This window comes from Janthinobacterium rivuli (assembly GCF_009208735.1).
Lineage (GTDB): Bacteria > Pseudomonadota > Gammaproteobacteria > Burkholderiales > Burkholderiaceae_D > Janthinobacterium.
This window is the reverse complement of record NZ_WFLJ01000004.1, coordinates 1-14,134: the sequence shown is the minus strand read 5'-3', so window position 1 is coordinate 14,134 and position 14,134 is coordinate 1. Positions and strand designations below refer to the sequence as shown.

13 protein-coding genes are annotated in these 14,134 nt (G+C 60.2%); 1 reads left to right on the top strand and 12 read right to left on the bottom strand.

Going from position 1 to position 14,134, the window contains the following annotated elements:
* The first annotated feature begins 47 nt into the window (after positions 1 to 47).
* Positions 48 to 1,547 carry a nucleobase:cation symporter-2 family protein gene (locus GCN78_RS06170; RefSeq protein ID WP_193316631.1) on the top strand — a complete coding sequence of 500 codons (1,500 nt, stop codon included), beginning with the start codon at positions 48 to 50 and terminating at the stop codon, positions 1,545 to 1,547.
* 44 nt (positions 1,548 to 1,591) lie between these two features.
* Here GCN78_RS06170 and GCN78_RS06165 read toward each other — a convergent pair whose 3' ends face one another.
* The 12 genes from GCN78_RS06165 to GCN78_RS06110 form a co-directional block, all read right to left on the bottom strand.
* Positions 1,592 to 6,634 (bottom strand): diguanylate cyclase domain-containing protein, encoded by a 5,043-nt coding sequence (locus tag GCN78_RS06165; protein WP_152250924.1) that lies wholly within the window; start codon positions 6,632 to 6,634, stop codon positions 1,592 to 1,594.
* Positions 6,635 to 6,906: 272 nt separating this feature from the next.
* Positions 6,907 to 7,518 carry a hypothetical protein gene (locus GCN78_RS06160; protein WP_152250923.1) on the bottom strand — a complete coding sequence of 204 codons (612 nt, stop codon included), beginning with the start codon at positions 7,516 to 7,518 and terminating at the stop codon, positions 6,907 to 6,909.
* 681 nt (positions 7,519 to 8,199) lie between these two features.
* The gene (locus GCN78_RS06155) at positions 8,200 to 8,601 is read right to left on the bottom strand and encodes a hypothetical protein (RefSeq protein ID WP_152250922.1); all 402 of its coding nucleotides are present in this window, start codon (positions 8,599 to 8,601) and stop codon (positions 8,200 to 8,202) included.
* A gap of 122 nt (positions 8,602 to 8,723) precedes the next feature.
* Positions 8,724 to 9,368, bottom strand: coding sequence for a baseplate J/gp47 family protein (locus GCN78_RS30020; RefSeq protein WP_152250921.1), 645 nt, complete (start codon positions 9,366 to 9,368; stop codon positions 8,724 to 8,726).
* A complete protein-coding gene (locus GCN78_RS06145) occupies positions 9,365 to 9,709 on the bottom strand; it encodes a GPW/gp25 family protein (protein ID WP_152250920.1) in 345 nt (114 codons plus the stop codon). The genes GCN78_RS30020 and GCN78_RS06145 overlap by 4 nt, the downstream gene beginning before the upstream one ends.
* Positions 9,706 to 10,368 (bottom strand): phage baseplate assembly protein V, encoded by a 663-nt coding sequence (locus GCN78_RS06140; RefSeq protein WP_152250919.1) that lies wholly within the window; start codon positions 10,366 to 10,368, stop codon positions 9,706 to 9,708. Before GCN78_RS06140 ends, GCN78_RS06145 begins: the two co-directional genes overlap by 4 nt.
* Positions 10,369 to 10,491: 123 nt before the next feature.
* Positions 10,492 to 11,358 (bottom strand): DUF2971 domain-containing protein, encoded by an 867-nt coding sequence (locus GCN78_RS06135; protein ID WP_152250918.1) that lies wholly within the window; start codon positions 11,356 to 11,358, stop codon positions 10,492 to 10,494.
* Positions 11,359 to 11,429: 71 nt separating this feature from the next.
* Positions 11,430 to 11,891 carry a hypothetical protein gene (locus GCN78_RS06130; RefSeq protein ID WP_152250917.1) on the bottom strand — a complete coding sequence of 154 codons (462 nt, stop codon included), beginning with the start codon at positions 11,889 to 11,891 and terminating at the stop codon, positions 11,430 to 11,432.
* Between the two features lie 170 nt (positions 11,892 to 12,061).
* On the bottom strand, positions 12,062 to 12,688 hold the full coding sequence (locus tag GCN78_RS06125; RefSeq protein WP_193316630.1) for an HNH endonuclease signature motif containing protein: 627 nt from the start codon (positions 12,686 to 12,688) through the stop codon (positions 12,062 to 12,064).
* 180 nt (positions 12,689 to 12,868) lie between these two features.
* The gene (locus GCN78_RS06120; RefSeq protein ID WP_152250915.1) at positions 12,869 to 13,381 is read right to left on the bottom strand and encodes a phage virion morphogenesis protein; all 513 of its coding nucleotides are present in this window, start codon (positions 13,379 to 13,381) and stop codon (positions 12,869 to 12,871) included.
* A gap of 56 nt (positions 13,382 to 13,437) precedes the next feature.
* On the bottom strand, positions 13,438 to 13,728 hold the full coding sequence (locus GCN78_RS06115; RefSeq protein WP_226939518.1) for a phage tail protein: 291 nt from the start codon (positions 13,726 to 13,728) through the stop codon (positions 13,438 to 13,440).
* Between the two features lie 30 nt (positions 13,729 to 13,758).
* Positions 13,759 to 14,134 (bottom strand): transposase (locus tag GCN78_RS06110; protein ID WP_152250913.1); only part of this gene is annotated, 376 nt, incomplete at its 5' end.

Here is a 14,134-nt window from a genome sequence, read left to right as displayed (position 1 = left end):
TCAACTGCGCCCAGCCGGAGCGTGGCAACCCAGGAAATGGAGCGTAAATGGCCACTCCCCGTTTGAAATCCATCCACCGCAGCGTGCCAGGTGCCGTCCCTGCCGCGCCATCGCCTGTCGATGAAGTGCTGCCAGCGGGAAAACTGTTCACCCTGGGCTTGCAGCACGTGCTCGTCATGTATGCGGGCGCCATCGCCGTGCCGCTGATCGTCGGGCGTGCCCTCAAGTTGCCGCCCGAACAGGTGGCGGCGCTGATCAGTGCCGACCTGTTCTGTTGCGGCCTCGTCACCCTGATCCAGTCCCTGGGAATCGGCAAGACCTTCGGCATCCGCCTGCCCGTCATGATGGGCGTGACCTTTGCCGCCGTCAGTCCCATGCTGGCCATGGCAAACAATCCGGTGCTGGGCATCACCGGCATCTTTGGCGCCGTGATCGGCGCCGGCGTCGTCTCCATGCTGATCGCTCCCTTCATCAGCCGCCTGCTGGTCCTGTTTCCGCCTGTGGTTACCGGCAGCATCATCGCCGTGATCGGCGTGTCGCTGATGCGCGTGGGCGTGAACTGGGCCATGGGCGGGCCGCCCGCCATGGCGCAGATTGCCGATCCCGCCTTTCTCAAGATGGCCGCTGCCGCCACGGCGGCCGGCTTGCCGGCCCCGGCCGGCCCCGCGCCCCTGATCGCCAATCCCGGCTACGGCGCGCTGGATAACATGGGCATCGCGTTCTTCGTGCTGGCCGTCATCTTGTTGGTGGCCAAGTATGGCCGCGGTTTCCTGTCGAATATCGCGGTATTGATCGGCATCATCGCCGGCACGGCCCTGTCGTTTGCGCTGGGCAAGGCCGATTTCGCCAAGGTGGCCAGCGCCAAGGCCTTTGCCATCGTCACGCCGTTCCAGTTCGGCATGCCGACCTTCGACGTGGTCGCCATCGTCACCATGAGCCTGGTGATGATCGTCGTCATGATCGAGTCCCTGGGCATGTTCCTGGCGCTGGGAGAAATGACGGACAAGCGCATCACGCAGGCCGATATCAGCCGCGGCTTGCGCGTCGATGGCCTGGGCACCCTGATCGGCGGCATCTTCAACACTTTTCCCTACACCTCGTTCTCGCAAAACGTGGGCCTGGTGGGCGTGACGGGCGTGCGCAGCCGCTGGGTCTGCGTGGCGGCCGGCCTCATCCTGCTCGTCATGGGGGTGATTCCGAAGATCGCGCAGACGGCCGAAGCCGTGCCGGCGTTCGTGCTGGGCGGGGCAGGGCTGGTGATGTTCGGCATGGTTGCCGCCACCGGCATCCGCATCCTGGCCGGCGTCGACTACAAGAGCAACCGCAACAACCTGTTCATCGTGGCCCTGGCTATCGGCTTCGGCATGCTGCCGCTGGTGGCCGAGCAATATGCGCAGCACATGCCGAAGGCCTTGTCGCCCTTGCTGCACAGCGGCATCCTGCTGGCCGCCGTCGTCGCCGTGCTGCTCAACCTGTTCTTCAACGGTTTTTCGTCGCAGGAAACGGCGCAGGCGCAGGCACGCGAGACCAGTCATGGCAGCGAGTGAGGCGTCGCCCCGCGCCGTGAAATATGGCGCGCGCCGCATGCCGCTCAGCCAGGCGACAGCATCCTCAGCACCACGCAATTGCGCCCCGCATCCTTGGCCTGGTATAGCGCGGCATCGGCCAGGCGCAACAGGGCGTCCGGATCGGCGGCGCCCGGCGCCGACTGGACCGCGATGCCGACGCTGATCGTCACCTGCCGCGCCTGCGTGCTCGCGTGGACGATGCCCAGGTCTTCGATGGCGCGCCGCAGCGCTGCGCCGATCTGGCGCGCCTCGTCCGCGCCGGTGTTCGGAAGCACGATCGAAAACTCTTCGCCGCCATAGCGCGCCGTCAGGTCGCCAGCGCGCCGCATGCCGGCCGCCAGCGCCTGCGCGACCCGGATCAGGCAGGCATCGCCGGCCTGGTGGCCGTGACGGTCGTTAAACAGCTTGAAGTAGTCGACATCGAGCATGATGACGGCGAGCGGCTGGCCGACGCGCGTGGCACGCGCACATTCGGCGCGCAGCACGTCGTCGAAATGGCGCCGGTTCGACAGGCCCGTCAGGCCGTCGGTGATGGACAGGGTCGCCAGCTTGCGGTTGGCGTCCTCCAGTTGTTCCGTGCGCTCGGCAACGCGCCGTTCCAGGCTGTCATGCAGCCTGGCGCTGGAGATCGAGATCATCGCCTGTGCACCGAGCATGCGCAGGAAGCCGACGCGCTCCTCCGTGAACGAGGCGTCGGCCAGCCGGTTCTCGAAGTACAGGATGCCATCGATCTGGCCGCCGTGCCGGATCGGCAGGCACATGACGGCGCGCGGCCGTTGCAACTGCACGTACGGGTCGGCGGCAAAGCGCGAGGCGCCCGCGATGCAGTCTTCGATCACCTCGGCGCCGGTGCGGATGACGTAGCGCAGCAGCGACAGCGGGAATTGCGGGTCGCTGGCGGCGTTCAGGTCGAGCTGGCGCGCTTGCAGGACGCTGACGCCATCGCCATCGAGATTGGCTTCCAGTTGGTAGCTGCCCTCGGACAGCAGCAACAGGCGCGCCACCTGCCCGCCGGCGTTTTCGCAGACGATGGAAATGAGGCGTGTCAGCACGTTGCGCAGGCCGACTTCGTTCGACAGAATTTGCGCCGCCTTCAGCAGCGACACCAGGTCGAGCGCGGCACTTCCGTGCGTGAGAGAGACCGAATGGCGCTGCGTGGCGCGGCCATCCATCCTGGACAGCGGCGCGGCATGGCGTTCCCGCAGCTGCGCCACCTTGCCCTGTGCGCCCCACTGGTCGTAGTGCGCGATGGCGTCCCTGATGAAGACGGCGGCCACGCGCGGCTGTCCCTGGTCGCACCAGCATTCACCGCACAGTTCATTGCCCAGCGCCTGCATGTTGACGTAGCCCGCCAGGCCGGCCGCGTCGATCGCCTGCTGGTAAAGGCGCGTGGCCAGTTGCAGGTCGTCCCGGTAGCGGGCCATCTCGGCCATCACCAGCAGATGCTTGGCGGCGCTATTGTCCGAGCCTTGCCTGGCCCACTCGGCGAGATTCGCTTGCAGCGCGCCGATCACCGTCAGCACGGCGCCCGCGTCGGGGCGCGCGGGCGCGCGCCGCAAGGCGCGGATCAGGATCAGCGCGGCGTAGAAGCTGCACTCGGCCACCTTGGCCTGGCCGCGCATGATCTGCGTGACGATGCCGAGCTGGCCGGCCAGCGGCTCGGCGTCGGCGCCATCGAACAGGTAGGCGTTGCGTATCTTCCCTTGCAAGAAGTAGGCGCGGTACAGCTGCGAGTCGCCATATTGTGCGAGGAAGCCTGCCTCGCTGAAGACGGCATCGTCGTAGCTGTCATGACGGGGCAGCAGGGCCATCAGGCACTTGATCGGCTGGACGGCGGCGGCGACGCAGCAATCGGCCATCGCCTGCTGGCCGTTGGCGCGCATCAGCGCCAGGTCGTGCTCGATGTCGTGCATCAGGTGCGGCAGGTAGTCGCCCAGGATGATCCGGTCGGTGGCGCGCACGGCCGCCACCACGCCGACCTGCACGAAATCGGCGATTTCCAGCGCCCAGCCAAACGCTTCTTCGTACAGGGCGTCGGAGCTGCGCAACGGCTGTGTCCAGTGGCTGCTGAGCGCGCCGAACATCAAGCCCGTGAGCGTGCGCGTCTGCAGGTTGGCACGCCGCCTGGCCAGGGTCATCGCCATCGCGCCGAAGTCGTAGCCGCGCGCGATGTCGCCGCTGTACAGCGCCAGCATCAGCGCGTAGCCGACATAGGCGACGGCGCTGAAATCGCTGGTCCCCCGCTGCATGGACAGGCGCGTCATCGACACCACCATCAGCGCGCTGAGATCCTGTTGGCCGGCGTAGTAGCTGGCCATCCACAGGCCCTGCATCATCTGCATCGCGGCCACCGCGTCCGGCTCGTACATGTCGCCCGCTTCCAGCAAGGTCTCGGGCGCATGCGCGCCAGGCTGCCGCCCGATGTCGGCGAGAATGTCTGCGAAGCGCGCCTTCATGTGCGCCACCTCGTGCGGAATGTCGATGTGCAGCAGCGCCAGGCCGTCGCGCTGCACGGCGATGGCGTCGAGCAGGCGGCCCTGCAATTGATACTGGTGCGCCTGGATGGCGATGCAGCGCACCCGCTGCAAGGGGCTCAAGGCACGGGCGCGCACGAGTGGATACATCGCTTCGGCGGCTTCGAACTGGCCGCACAGGTAGGCCGCTTCGGCCGCGCCCAGCTGCAGCTCGAGCCAGAGACCGGCGTGGACGCTCCACGCGTCCGCCGGCAACAGCTCGAGACCAATGCGCATGTGTTCCAGCGTGGACTGGAACGCGGCGGAACGTCGTGCCTTGACGCCGGCCTGGAGATTGAGCGTCGCCAGCTGCACTCGCTCGCCCGCATCGTCGATCAGCGCGCGGCCCGCGTTGAGCTGTTCGACAATGTCAAACAGTATCTCGTCCTGGCGTTCCGGCGGCGTATGCCGCAGCAGCAAGCGGCCGATGAGAAGATGGTTGGCCACGCGCGCATCGGCATCGGCGACCAGGTAGGCCGCCTGCTGCACCCGGTCGTGCAGGAAGCGGTAACTGACGCCGCTGTTGCCCGCAGCGGTGTCGCCATTGACATATTTATAGCGTTCGTCGAGCGGCTGGACCAATCCGGCCCTGAGCGCCGGCCACAGGTCTTGCTGCGCCTGCCGAGGCGTTCGGTCCCCCGCCAGAGTGAGCGTGTCGAGCGTGAAGCGGTTGCCGCTGGAGGCGGCCAGTTGCAGCAGGTGCTGCGTCGCGGTGGGCAGGCGGCGGATTTTCTCCAGCAGCACCTCGACCACGTTGTCCGTGTATTTGGCCTGTTCGATCGCCGGCAAGTCCCAGTCCCAGCAATCGTCGGCCGGCCGGTAGCGCAGATGGCCCGTCTCATTGAGCGCGGCGAGGAACTGGTTGAGGAAAAAGGGATTGCCGGCCGTCTTGCGGTAGCAAATGCTGGTCAGTGGCGCGCAATCGGGGGCCGCCACGCGCACGGTGGCCGAGACCATTTGCGCAACCTGCGGCTCGGTCAGTGCGCTCAGTAGCAGCGTCGACAGCCGCACGTCCCGGGCGAGCAGCTTGTCGCGCAGCGCCATGAGCGGATGCGCGGCGCCCACTTCGTTGTCGCGGTACGCGCCGATGAACAGCATGTGGCTCTTGTCGCACGAGACCATCAGCAGTTCGATCATCCGCAGCGTGGCCGCATCGGCCCATTGCAGGTCGTCGAGGAACAGCACCAGCGGATGCCCGGCGCAGGCGAAGACTTCGACGAAGCGGGGAAACAATCGGTCCAGGCGCAGCTGGGCCTGATCCGGCGCCGACGCGGGCAGCGCGTCGGTGGGGCCGACGATCAAGGCCAGTTGGGGAATCAGCTCGACGATCACGCCCACCCCGCCGCCCAGGGCCTGGTGCAGTTTCGCGGACCACTGCCGCAGCGTTTCCTCGGGCTGGCCCAGCAGCTGGCGCACCAGTCCCTGGACGGCCTGGATCAGCGGGGCATACGGCACGTCGCGCTGGAACTGGTCGCATTTCCCGGACAGGAAGCCGCCGCGCCGGGCGATGATGGGCTTTTGCACTTCGTTGACGACCGCCGACTTGCCGATGCCCGAATGGCCGGCCACCAGCAGCATCTCGCCGGCGCCGGCGGCACTGCGTTCAAACGCCACCAGCAGCATGGCGATGGCATCCTCGCGCCCGTGCAGGGTTTGCGGCACCAGGAAGCGGCCGTTGTGGTCGGACAGCTTGAGCGCCTGCGCCGGCTTTTTCGCGCGGCATGCCGCGAGGTCGCTGCGCAAGCCTTGCAGGCTCTGATAGCGCTGATCGGCATTTTTTTCCAGCAGCCGCTGGATGATCGGCAGCAGCTGGCCGGGCAAGCCTGCCAGCGCCGGGTGCGACCAGTCCGGACTGCGCGCAATGTGGCAATGCACGAGTTCCATCTCGTCGCCCGCCTCGAACGGCGCCTGGCCAGTCAGCAATTCGTACAAGGTGGCGCCGAGCGCATAGAAATCGGCGCGCCAATCGACCCGCCGGTTCATGCGCCCGGTTTGTTCCGGCGCCATGTAACGCAACGTGCCTTCCAGGGTCTGGAGATTGACAACGCCATGACTTTCGCAGGGCAGCTCGCAGGCGATACCGAAATCGATCAGCTGCAGCAGACGCCGCTCGTCATTCCACACCAGATTGGAGGGATTGATGTCCTTGTGGATCACGCCCTGACGATGAACTTCGTCCAGCGCCGCGCACAGTTGCAGCGCGATGTCGAAAAAATCGTCCAGCGCCAATGCGGGCTGCGACGGCGTACTGCGCGCCGCCACCTGCGCGCGCAACACCCGGTCGAGGGCCAGGCCGCCGGTATCCTCCTGAATCATCGTCCAGTGGCCGCCGTGCAGCTGCAGCGCCAGCGGATGCGCCACGCCAGCATGGCGACAGCGGCGCGCGATCGCATACTCGCGCTTGAATTGCGCCAGTTGCTGAAAGGAGGGGAACTGCTGATTCGGCGTCTTGACGATCAGCGCCGTGCCATCGGCGGCCCTGGCACGGTAGACGCGCGAGCGGGTGCCGCTGTGCAGCTGTGTGATGATCTCGTGGTCGAAAAGGGAGCGCATGGGCTGGGCTTGGCGTTACACAGACGGTTGCGGGAGCCTTGAGGCGCTCATTGCCGGGTATTAGTTGATTGTTAGTATTATATCAGCAGGGCATCGCGGGGGAGGGGGCGGGGCGATGGACGTTGTTGTAAAAACGTCAGCGGGGGCGGGTACGCAGAGGGAGCGACAAGGGACGCGGCACCAGCGCCAGCTGGAAACCGGATAACGGGCATGATGGCACACCATGTACGCCATCGGAAAAAGAATTCAGGCTCAGTGCGGTCGCGCCCTGCTTACTGGTAAATCGTCAGGTATTGCGCGGGAAGGTCGAGCGGGTGGAGCATGCCTGCCAGCGCCAGGTGAATCAGCAGGGCGACCACCAGGCCGGCTCCTGCCGGAATGCCAATGGCGAGCCTGCGCGCCATTGGCGAATGCGCTTCGACTTGCCAATATGCGGCACAGCCCAGGTGCGTGAATCGGGCATACACTGCGAAGAAATAATACGGTGCAAAGAATAATTCATACGGCATCAGCACAAAGCCGGCTGCCGCGTAGTAAAAATTGGTGTCGAGCTTGAGCGCGGCGCGGCCAAACAGCACCGCACCGACATGAAAAAGCAGGAACAGGGCCAGGTAGATCCCTGAGCCGGTCTGCAGCCATGCCACGAACCCGGACCGTTTTTTCCATCCCCGCAGCACCATCCATATTCCGCTGCCACGTTGAAACAGCACGCACGCCAACAGCAGCGGCTCGACAACGGCATGTCGATAGAGGGGCCGTGTCGCTTCCATGAACGTGATGTGCATGTCGGCTCCGCCAATGGCCACCAGATGATTAACCATATGCAGCAATATATAGGCCGCCAGGACGCATGCCGACAGGCGGTGAAATTTACGCAGTGACATATGAATCCATGAGTGAGTTTGATTTCCCCAATGTTGCACTGGCAAGCCATACCTCATCGAGGGTTGCAGATACTGCACCGAAAATTTTCATGTACTAATACATCGGTACTCTTGGACAAGGTGGACATGGCAGCGGTATTCATGAGACACCCTCGGATGGCATGAGATGGAGGTAGTATCGGTTGGTCGCTTAAGCAGGTCTTGAACGTTTGCGACACGCTGCAATACAGGCGCTCTTGCGCGCTGGAACAGCCGAAGTAGGCCGCAGCGCACGAATGGTAGGCTGTCGCGTACTTATCTGGACAGGGCATCCCTTACGTATGCGCCGCCGCCTGGTTTAGGCTACGTAGATCAGACTCATCTGAAGGCGAGCGAGGGGCAGAGACCGTCTTGCGTGGTGCGATGGGCGATGTTGTACAAAAGCCGGCAGCGCTGTGACTGCGGCGTGCTGGTCGTCCCGGAGCCGGCTGACCAGATGTTCATTGCGCGCTGCGACGATGGTTTAGAAACCCGCTACTTCCTCCACGCAGGGCGCCGCAACTGGCGAGATCGATGGGCGCGCGTGCGACGCTTACTTGGTTTACGGGCACGGTCAGGGTGAGGGCTTGGTCGGACAGGTCGGTGTTCATGCAATGCATGACGCCGAAATCCGCGTGCAGATGCACGCGGTAGCGGGGTGATTCAGTTCTTTATCATTTTTATGAAGCTGATCAGGACAATGAAAAAGACAATAAGGCTGATCCAGATAGAGACGTTATTGGTTTTTGTAGCGTTATCTAAAAGTTGGTTGGCGGTTTGTGAATTAATCGCCATGGTCTTGTTGATCGAGGCTTGGGTAGCTGCATTCAACTCCTGTTCGTAGAGAGTAGAAAATTTTGACCTATCTTCAGACGGCAAAGTTTTGATGAAGTCCTCTATTTCGTCGCTCTGGTCAAGGGCTAGTTGGTGAGTATTCTTCCCAGCAATGGCGGCTGCCTGTAGCGCCTCAAAGTTTTTAACAGCCAGGTTTCTGACAAATGCTCTATCTACAGCAGGAGCAACACTGCCTTCGGCGGATGATGGAATTTCTTTTTCTAAGTTCATACTTTCCTCAACTTGCTATTGTGAAAAATGATTATGTCTTTTGGTATCTTGTCTTCCGACCATGCGTCGCCATGCCACTTATAGTGATCAGGGGCGTTCATCGTTTCGGAGGGGGATAATCCTCATTGCGCGGAATCAAAAACGACTTCGCCAGTAACAACTATGCCACGTTGCCTGTGTTTTTTGAAGCTGGGTTCTCGCATATCTATTTTTCGACCTAATACTTGCCCGCCTGTGGTTCCACACGGGCGCGATAAAGGACGCAAAATCACCAGACGAGAATCGGAAGTTGCAATACTGAAGGACAAAGGCCCGAATTTTTGAGGCCACGAGATCGAATCGGTCGACGAGGGCGCTAGGTCAGCGGGCGGCGCTTCCTGGATGCGCAGGCGGCAGGCGTCGTTATCTTCCATGACGGCGTCCACGGGCGGCAGGGCGTTGGGATTGGCCGGCGTGATGACCAGGCGCGGCACGTTGACGTTGGCGCCGAGCTGGTCCAAGTCGCCGTCGAGGGCAAACGCCAGCATGACGGCCTTGCCGGCCTCGTTGACGCGGTTGGGCAGGATGGTTTCCTGACACGCGTTTTCTTCCAGCGGCTTGGTGGCCGGTTCCGATTCCAGTTCCAGCAAGGCCGTGACGGCGGCGCGCTCGGTTTCCGGCAGCAGGCTCACCGGGTGGGCTTTGCGTGTAGCGAGGATGGTTTCGAAGTCCAGCACCTCGACCACGCTCGGTGCCGGCAACTGGGTCAGGTCGATGGGCGTGCTCATACGGCACAGCCTTGCTTGACGGACACGGCCATCGTGATGCCCTGGCCATTCGCCGTGCCATCGAGCAGCAGCGCGATGGCGCCGTCCGTGTCGCGCGTGAGCTGCACGCTGGCGAGCTGCAGGCGCGGCTCCCAGCGGCGCAGGGCAAAGGCGGTGGCCGCGTAGATGCGCAACTGCGTGGCGCTGTTTAATGGTTGGTCGATCAGCTCGGGCACGTCGGAACCATAGCGGCGGCGCCGGATGCGCGAGCCGATGGGTGTCGTGAGAATGTCGGCCACTGATTGGCGCAGGTGGCGCAGGCCCGTCAGGCTGCGCCCGGTGGCGGCGTGCATGCCCATCATGGCAATGGCCCTTCTGACTGGTCGTCACCTTGCTTGACGCCGCCGTGCGGATGCTTGAGCAAGCTGATGGCGCCGGCCTGCACGTCTTCGCTGGCTTTGATCGTCCCTTGCTCGGCCATGACCACGCCGCCGGCGGCGCCGGCCTTGGCGTTCACGCCGCCGTTTAGGGTGGTGACGCCTTCCACGGTGGCGGATTGCTTGACGATCAGGTTTTTCATGACGGTCAGGTCGCCCGTGCAAATGGTGCTGGGCGCGTTCGACGTGACTTTGTCGGCCGTGATGGTGGCAGTCCCGCCGGGGAGCGTGGCAGTCAGGGCGTGGGTCGCATGGTCGTACTGCACCACGGCGCCGTCGGGGTAATGCGTGGTGTGGATGGTGCCGCTGGTTTCGGGCGCGTCAAATTCCTGCGAGTACAGCGCCGGCAGGATGATGCCGCGCGTCAGGTCGCCGCCGGGGGAAAAGAAGATCACTTGTTCGCCCACGGTGGGCGCCGACCAGGTGCGCGTGCTGCCGGCGCGCCGGGTGGCCCATTTCAGCCATTCGGTGGTGAGTGTCGGCCCGAGCCGCACGCGCGCCTTCGCTCCTTTGACTTCGGCGATGGTGCCCAGGCGGATCAGGTTTTGCAGCAGGCGGAGGAGGTCGGACAGGTCGGCGTTCATGCAGTGCATGTTGCCGAAGTCCGCGTGCGGATGCACGCGGGGACGGGTTGATAAACGACTTAGCGACTATGGCAGAGTATAGTATTCCTAGTTAGGCAACGCCGATTTTTAACTATCCTTAAATTACCAGACGCGATATGGAATTTGGCTCTCTTGTACCTGAGTAGTAAGTCTATATTTAAGTGCTAACGCCCTAAGCGATGCGATAGCTAAGCAGGGATGCGGAGTCGGCCCTAAGAGAATACTATCGAATAGCCATTCGTCATCTGGTAACTTCCATTTCAGATACGGCATCAACATACTTGCACCGGGCCTGAACTCAGCGAGCGATAAGTCAAAGTGTGCATTTGGTTCGGATTCTGAAATCAACCGCCACTCACGCTCTTCACTAAAGGCTTCATGCTTAATTAGCGCGAGCGTCCTTATTATGTACTGAGTTTCTTCTCTCAAAGCAAGCGCACATTTTGAGTAATTTTTGAGGTGCTCCGCCCCCTTTTTACCCAACTTGGCCTGAAGGGTCTCGATCAATTGGTCAAACAAATTTTCTTTTTCACAGCAAGTGTAAATGCATTTGGCGAGGTGGCAACCATTGATTTCTTGTAGTTTTCTCAAGAGAGCCGGAGAAAACCCTATGCTTACACCTTTACCATGCGGCGTGTAACTTCGCCACTGGCTGAGCAAGCTTGGTTGCTCCGATAACGAGAAAATGTAAAGATTGTGGCGCTGCGGCTCCCATGATTCATTCTCGACCCATCTCGAGAATGCCCTCAAAAACATTGACCGCCTTCCGTCTTTGACGTCACACTCACTAATCCTAAAGCTCAAGTGATCTTGGAGCATGTCCACTGCATGGGTTAACTCTTCGGAGTCATTCATATAGTGGATGTTTCCCACCCAAAGTTCCCGATTGCTTGCCATTCCAAGTAAAGCTTCGATACCGGTGTAATGGTAGAGCGGAATGTCGGGAGGCGAAAGGAAATATTCCGACATGGATACTCCTTTAAATTATTTGATTAAACTATGTTTTTTTCCAGGTTTTGATCGAAATAAGTAAAGGTAGATCAGCTAGCGCCAATAATGCAGACCAATGTACCTAAAAATACTAATGCCAATGAAAAAGCGCCGCACCATTCATAAAATTTAGGCAACTCTTCATTTGCTAATTCTATTTGATGTTTAGAATTTTTGATATCTTGTTTTGCTGCCTCAATTTGATTCGTATATGTACCGTGCTCTTCTGCTGGCAAAGCAATTATTCTTTCAATTAAAATATTTTCTCTTTTAATTATTTCATTTGCAAGGCTTAAGTTATGTCTCGCTTTTGCTGACCATACAAATGGCAAACCGGCCAATAGGGCTGCGAAATATAGAAAAACGAGACCGGTTTGTGTAAGAATTTTTTTCGTCTTATCGCCGATATCGGGAAGAAGTAAACTCCCCGAAACGACAAAAATCAGATAGCCTACAATTGCAATTGAAATGATAGTGAGCTGACGTTTTTTACTAGGAAGATTAAAGAACATATATGATTTCTGATTTAAATTAAAAGCTCTATCGAATTATTTATTTGACAATCTCAGCCATTCGTTAGCCACCGCTCAAATGGTAGATGTTGGCCGGCTGTCGTCGTTGCAAGTTTCCGCCCCGAAGCGGGCCTATCCGCCGGCATAAGCACAGAAGACACTACATCGCCTCAGTTTATGCGGTCGTTGAGAACTTCTTGAATTTCAGGTTGAGTGGCTTGATCGCGCTGCTTTCGTGCCTCAATCGCGGCAATTGAGCGAATGTCTAGAGCATGCCTTTCGGCCTCTTCAAGCAGGGAAAGCACGCGCTCCAGATTTTTTGTATGGAAATCCCAATGATCGACAGTAGTCAACTTGGCATAGTCGATACAAACAGGAGTACGCCAAGACTCAAATGCCTTGAGACAACTGATTCGTTGTTCGATATCTACGACGCCGCGATTCGCTGGAGATTTCGAAGCAGAGCTACGCATCCATGTTTCCCAATCCCTGTTCCCGCGCGACTGATTGCACTTACCACATGCGGGAACAAGATTTGCAATTTCAGTAATGTAGCCCGTAGGCTTTCGCTCCCTGACCACTGCACGAAAATGGTCCCATTCAGATTTCTTATCCCCGCAGTATGCGCAGACGCACGATCCGCGCTTCATGCCGAGCACTGCAAGAGCCTCGTCTACCTCCTCCTCTGTCGGTTCGAGGTACGGTGTTAATGTTGTGAAAAATAGACCAGTCAACGTTGAGCGGCGACTGGTGAGTTTTGGTGCCTTCCCTGGCGGATTAAAGTCTGGATGTCGCATTCGATTCCTATATTTATTGTTTGTTGGAGCGAGGCGAACATTCTTTTCACCTAGCGTACCGCCCCTTTTGCCGCTGGCGGCCAAAAGCATAACGAATTACTACGCTCGAAAAGTCACGGATTGTCACGGTGACGTGAATTGCTGTTCCGGGCCGGCACGGATGTAATTATGTGAATATAGTTAATTTGGCAACTTGTGTTGGTTAAAGTTTACAGTGAAGCGTCTTAGTTTTTTTTCCATGTGACGCAACAGTGATTCACGTATCAAGTTTCGATTCGCTTCACTTAACCCGAGCAGCGACCTCACCGGGTACTTGTAGACATGGCCTTTTTTTGAAACTTGGTCTTGCCGACCAAACTGATGCACATGCGCCACGCGCGCCACCCAGCCAAAGAACCCGACCTCGATCTGGTCGCCGCTCGCCTTCACTTTCAGGTGCTTCGCGGTGCGAATCTTCGCAAACATGGCCGCCTTTTGCCGCTTGATCCGCCCATTCTTCCCCTTGAATTCCTTGTGCCGCTTGCGCGCCGGATAGGCTGCGCCATCCGGCCCCCGCTGCGCCTTGATGCGCTGCGCCTGGCTGCGGCGCAGGTCGATGGCCACCTTGTGATTGATGGCGCGGCGCTGGGCCGGCTGCAGCCTGGCCAGCAGTGCGCCGGCCCAGGCTTCCAGCGCATGCAGGTCGTCGTTCATGGTGCGGCCTCGGGCGTGCGCCATTCGGCCAGCAGGATGTCGCCGTCGTACAGCTTTCAGAACTCATCCGCGTAGGGTGGCGTGTGCTGTATCTCGACCAGGTGCTTGATGTCGAGGCAGCTCGCCTCGCCGGTCTTGACGGCCGCGCGCTCGGTCAGGTCCAGCTTGATGGGGATATCGACCGTTTCATGGTTGTTAAAATCCACTTCGAAGGCGATGCCTTGCTTGCGGGTTTCCTCGTTGGCCATCAGGTCGAGCTGGTGGACTTTCAGCCAGGCGATCAGGCCCACCATGATGGCGTCGGCGTCGGCGTCGCTCGCGTAATCATGGCGTAAATTTGGCGGAATCGCTACCAGTTTTTGTCGGGTTTAGAACGCCTAACAAAACCGCTGAATGTATCTCCAGCAGATGAGTATGCAGGCAAGCGAGAGGAATGCCTGATGGATATCGGCACGGCGCTCGTAGCGGATGCGTAATCGGCGGAAGCGGTGTAGCCAGCCCAGCGTGCGTTCGACCACCCAGCGCCATTTACCCAGGCGTTCGCGCGACTCGATGCCATAGCGGGCTATGCGTGGAGCGATGCCACGGCTGCGCAACCAGGCCCGATGGGCGCGCGAAGCATAGGTTTTGTCGGCATGCAGTTTGGCAGGACGTTTGCGTGGACGGCCGGCAAGCCCTGCTACTGAAGGAACGGCCTCAAGCAGGGTAACCAGCATGCGGGAATCATGCACCTGAGCCCCTGATATGCTCGCC

Bases quoted from the DNA above. Each gene is read 5' to 3' on its own strand.
- GCN78_RS06145 (WP_152250920.1), bottom strand. From the start codon at position 9,709: ATGATGGGCATGCACGCCGCCACCGGGCGCAGCCTGACGGGCCTGCGC.
- GCN78_RS06125 (WP_193316630.1), bottom strand. From the start codon at position 12,688: ATGCGACATCCAGACTTTAATCCGCCAGGGAAGGCACCAAAACTCACC.
- GCN78_RS06135 (WP_152250918.1), bottom strand. From the start codon at position 11,358: ATGTCGGAATATTTCCTTTCGCCTCCCGACATTCCGCTCTACCATTAC.
- GCN78_RS06130 (WP_152250917.1), bottom strand. From the start codon at position 11,891: ATGTTCTTTAATCTTCCTAGTAAAAAACGTCAGCTCACTATCATTTCA.
- GCN78_RS06140 (WP_152250919.1), bottom strand. From the start codon at position 10,368: ATGAACGCCGACCTGTCCGACCTCCTCCGCCTGCTGCAAAACCTGATC.
- GCN78_RS30020 (WP_152250921.1), bottom strand. From the start codon at position 9,368: ATGAGCACGCCCATCGACCTGACCCAGTTGCCGGCACCGAGCGTGGTC.
- GCN78_RS06170 (WP_193316631.1), top strand. From the start codon at position 48: ATGGCCACTCCCCGTTTGAAATCCATCCACCGCAGCGTGCCAGGTGCC.
- GCN78_RS06120 (WP_152250915.1), bottom strand. From the start codon at position 13,381: ATGAACGACGACCTGCATGCGCTGGAAGCCTGGGCCGGCGCACTGCTG.
- GCN78_RS06160 (WP_152250923.1), bottom strand. From the start codon at position 7,518: ATGTCACTGCGTAAATTTCACCGCCTGTCGGCATGCGTCCTGGCGGCC.
- GCN78_RS06155 (WP_152250922.1), bottom strand. From the start codon at position 8,601: ATGAACTTAGAAAAAGAAATTCCATCATCCGCCGAAGGCAGTGTTGCT.
- GCN78_RS06165 (WP_152250924.1), bottom strand. From the start codon at position 6,634: ATGCGCTCCCTTTTCGACCACGAGATCATCACACAGCTGCACAGCGGC.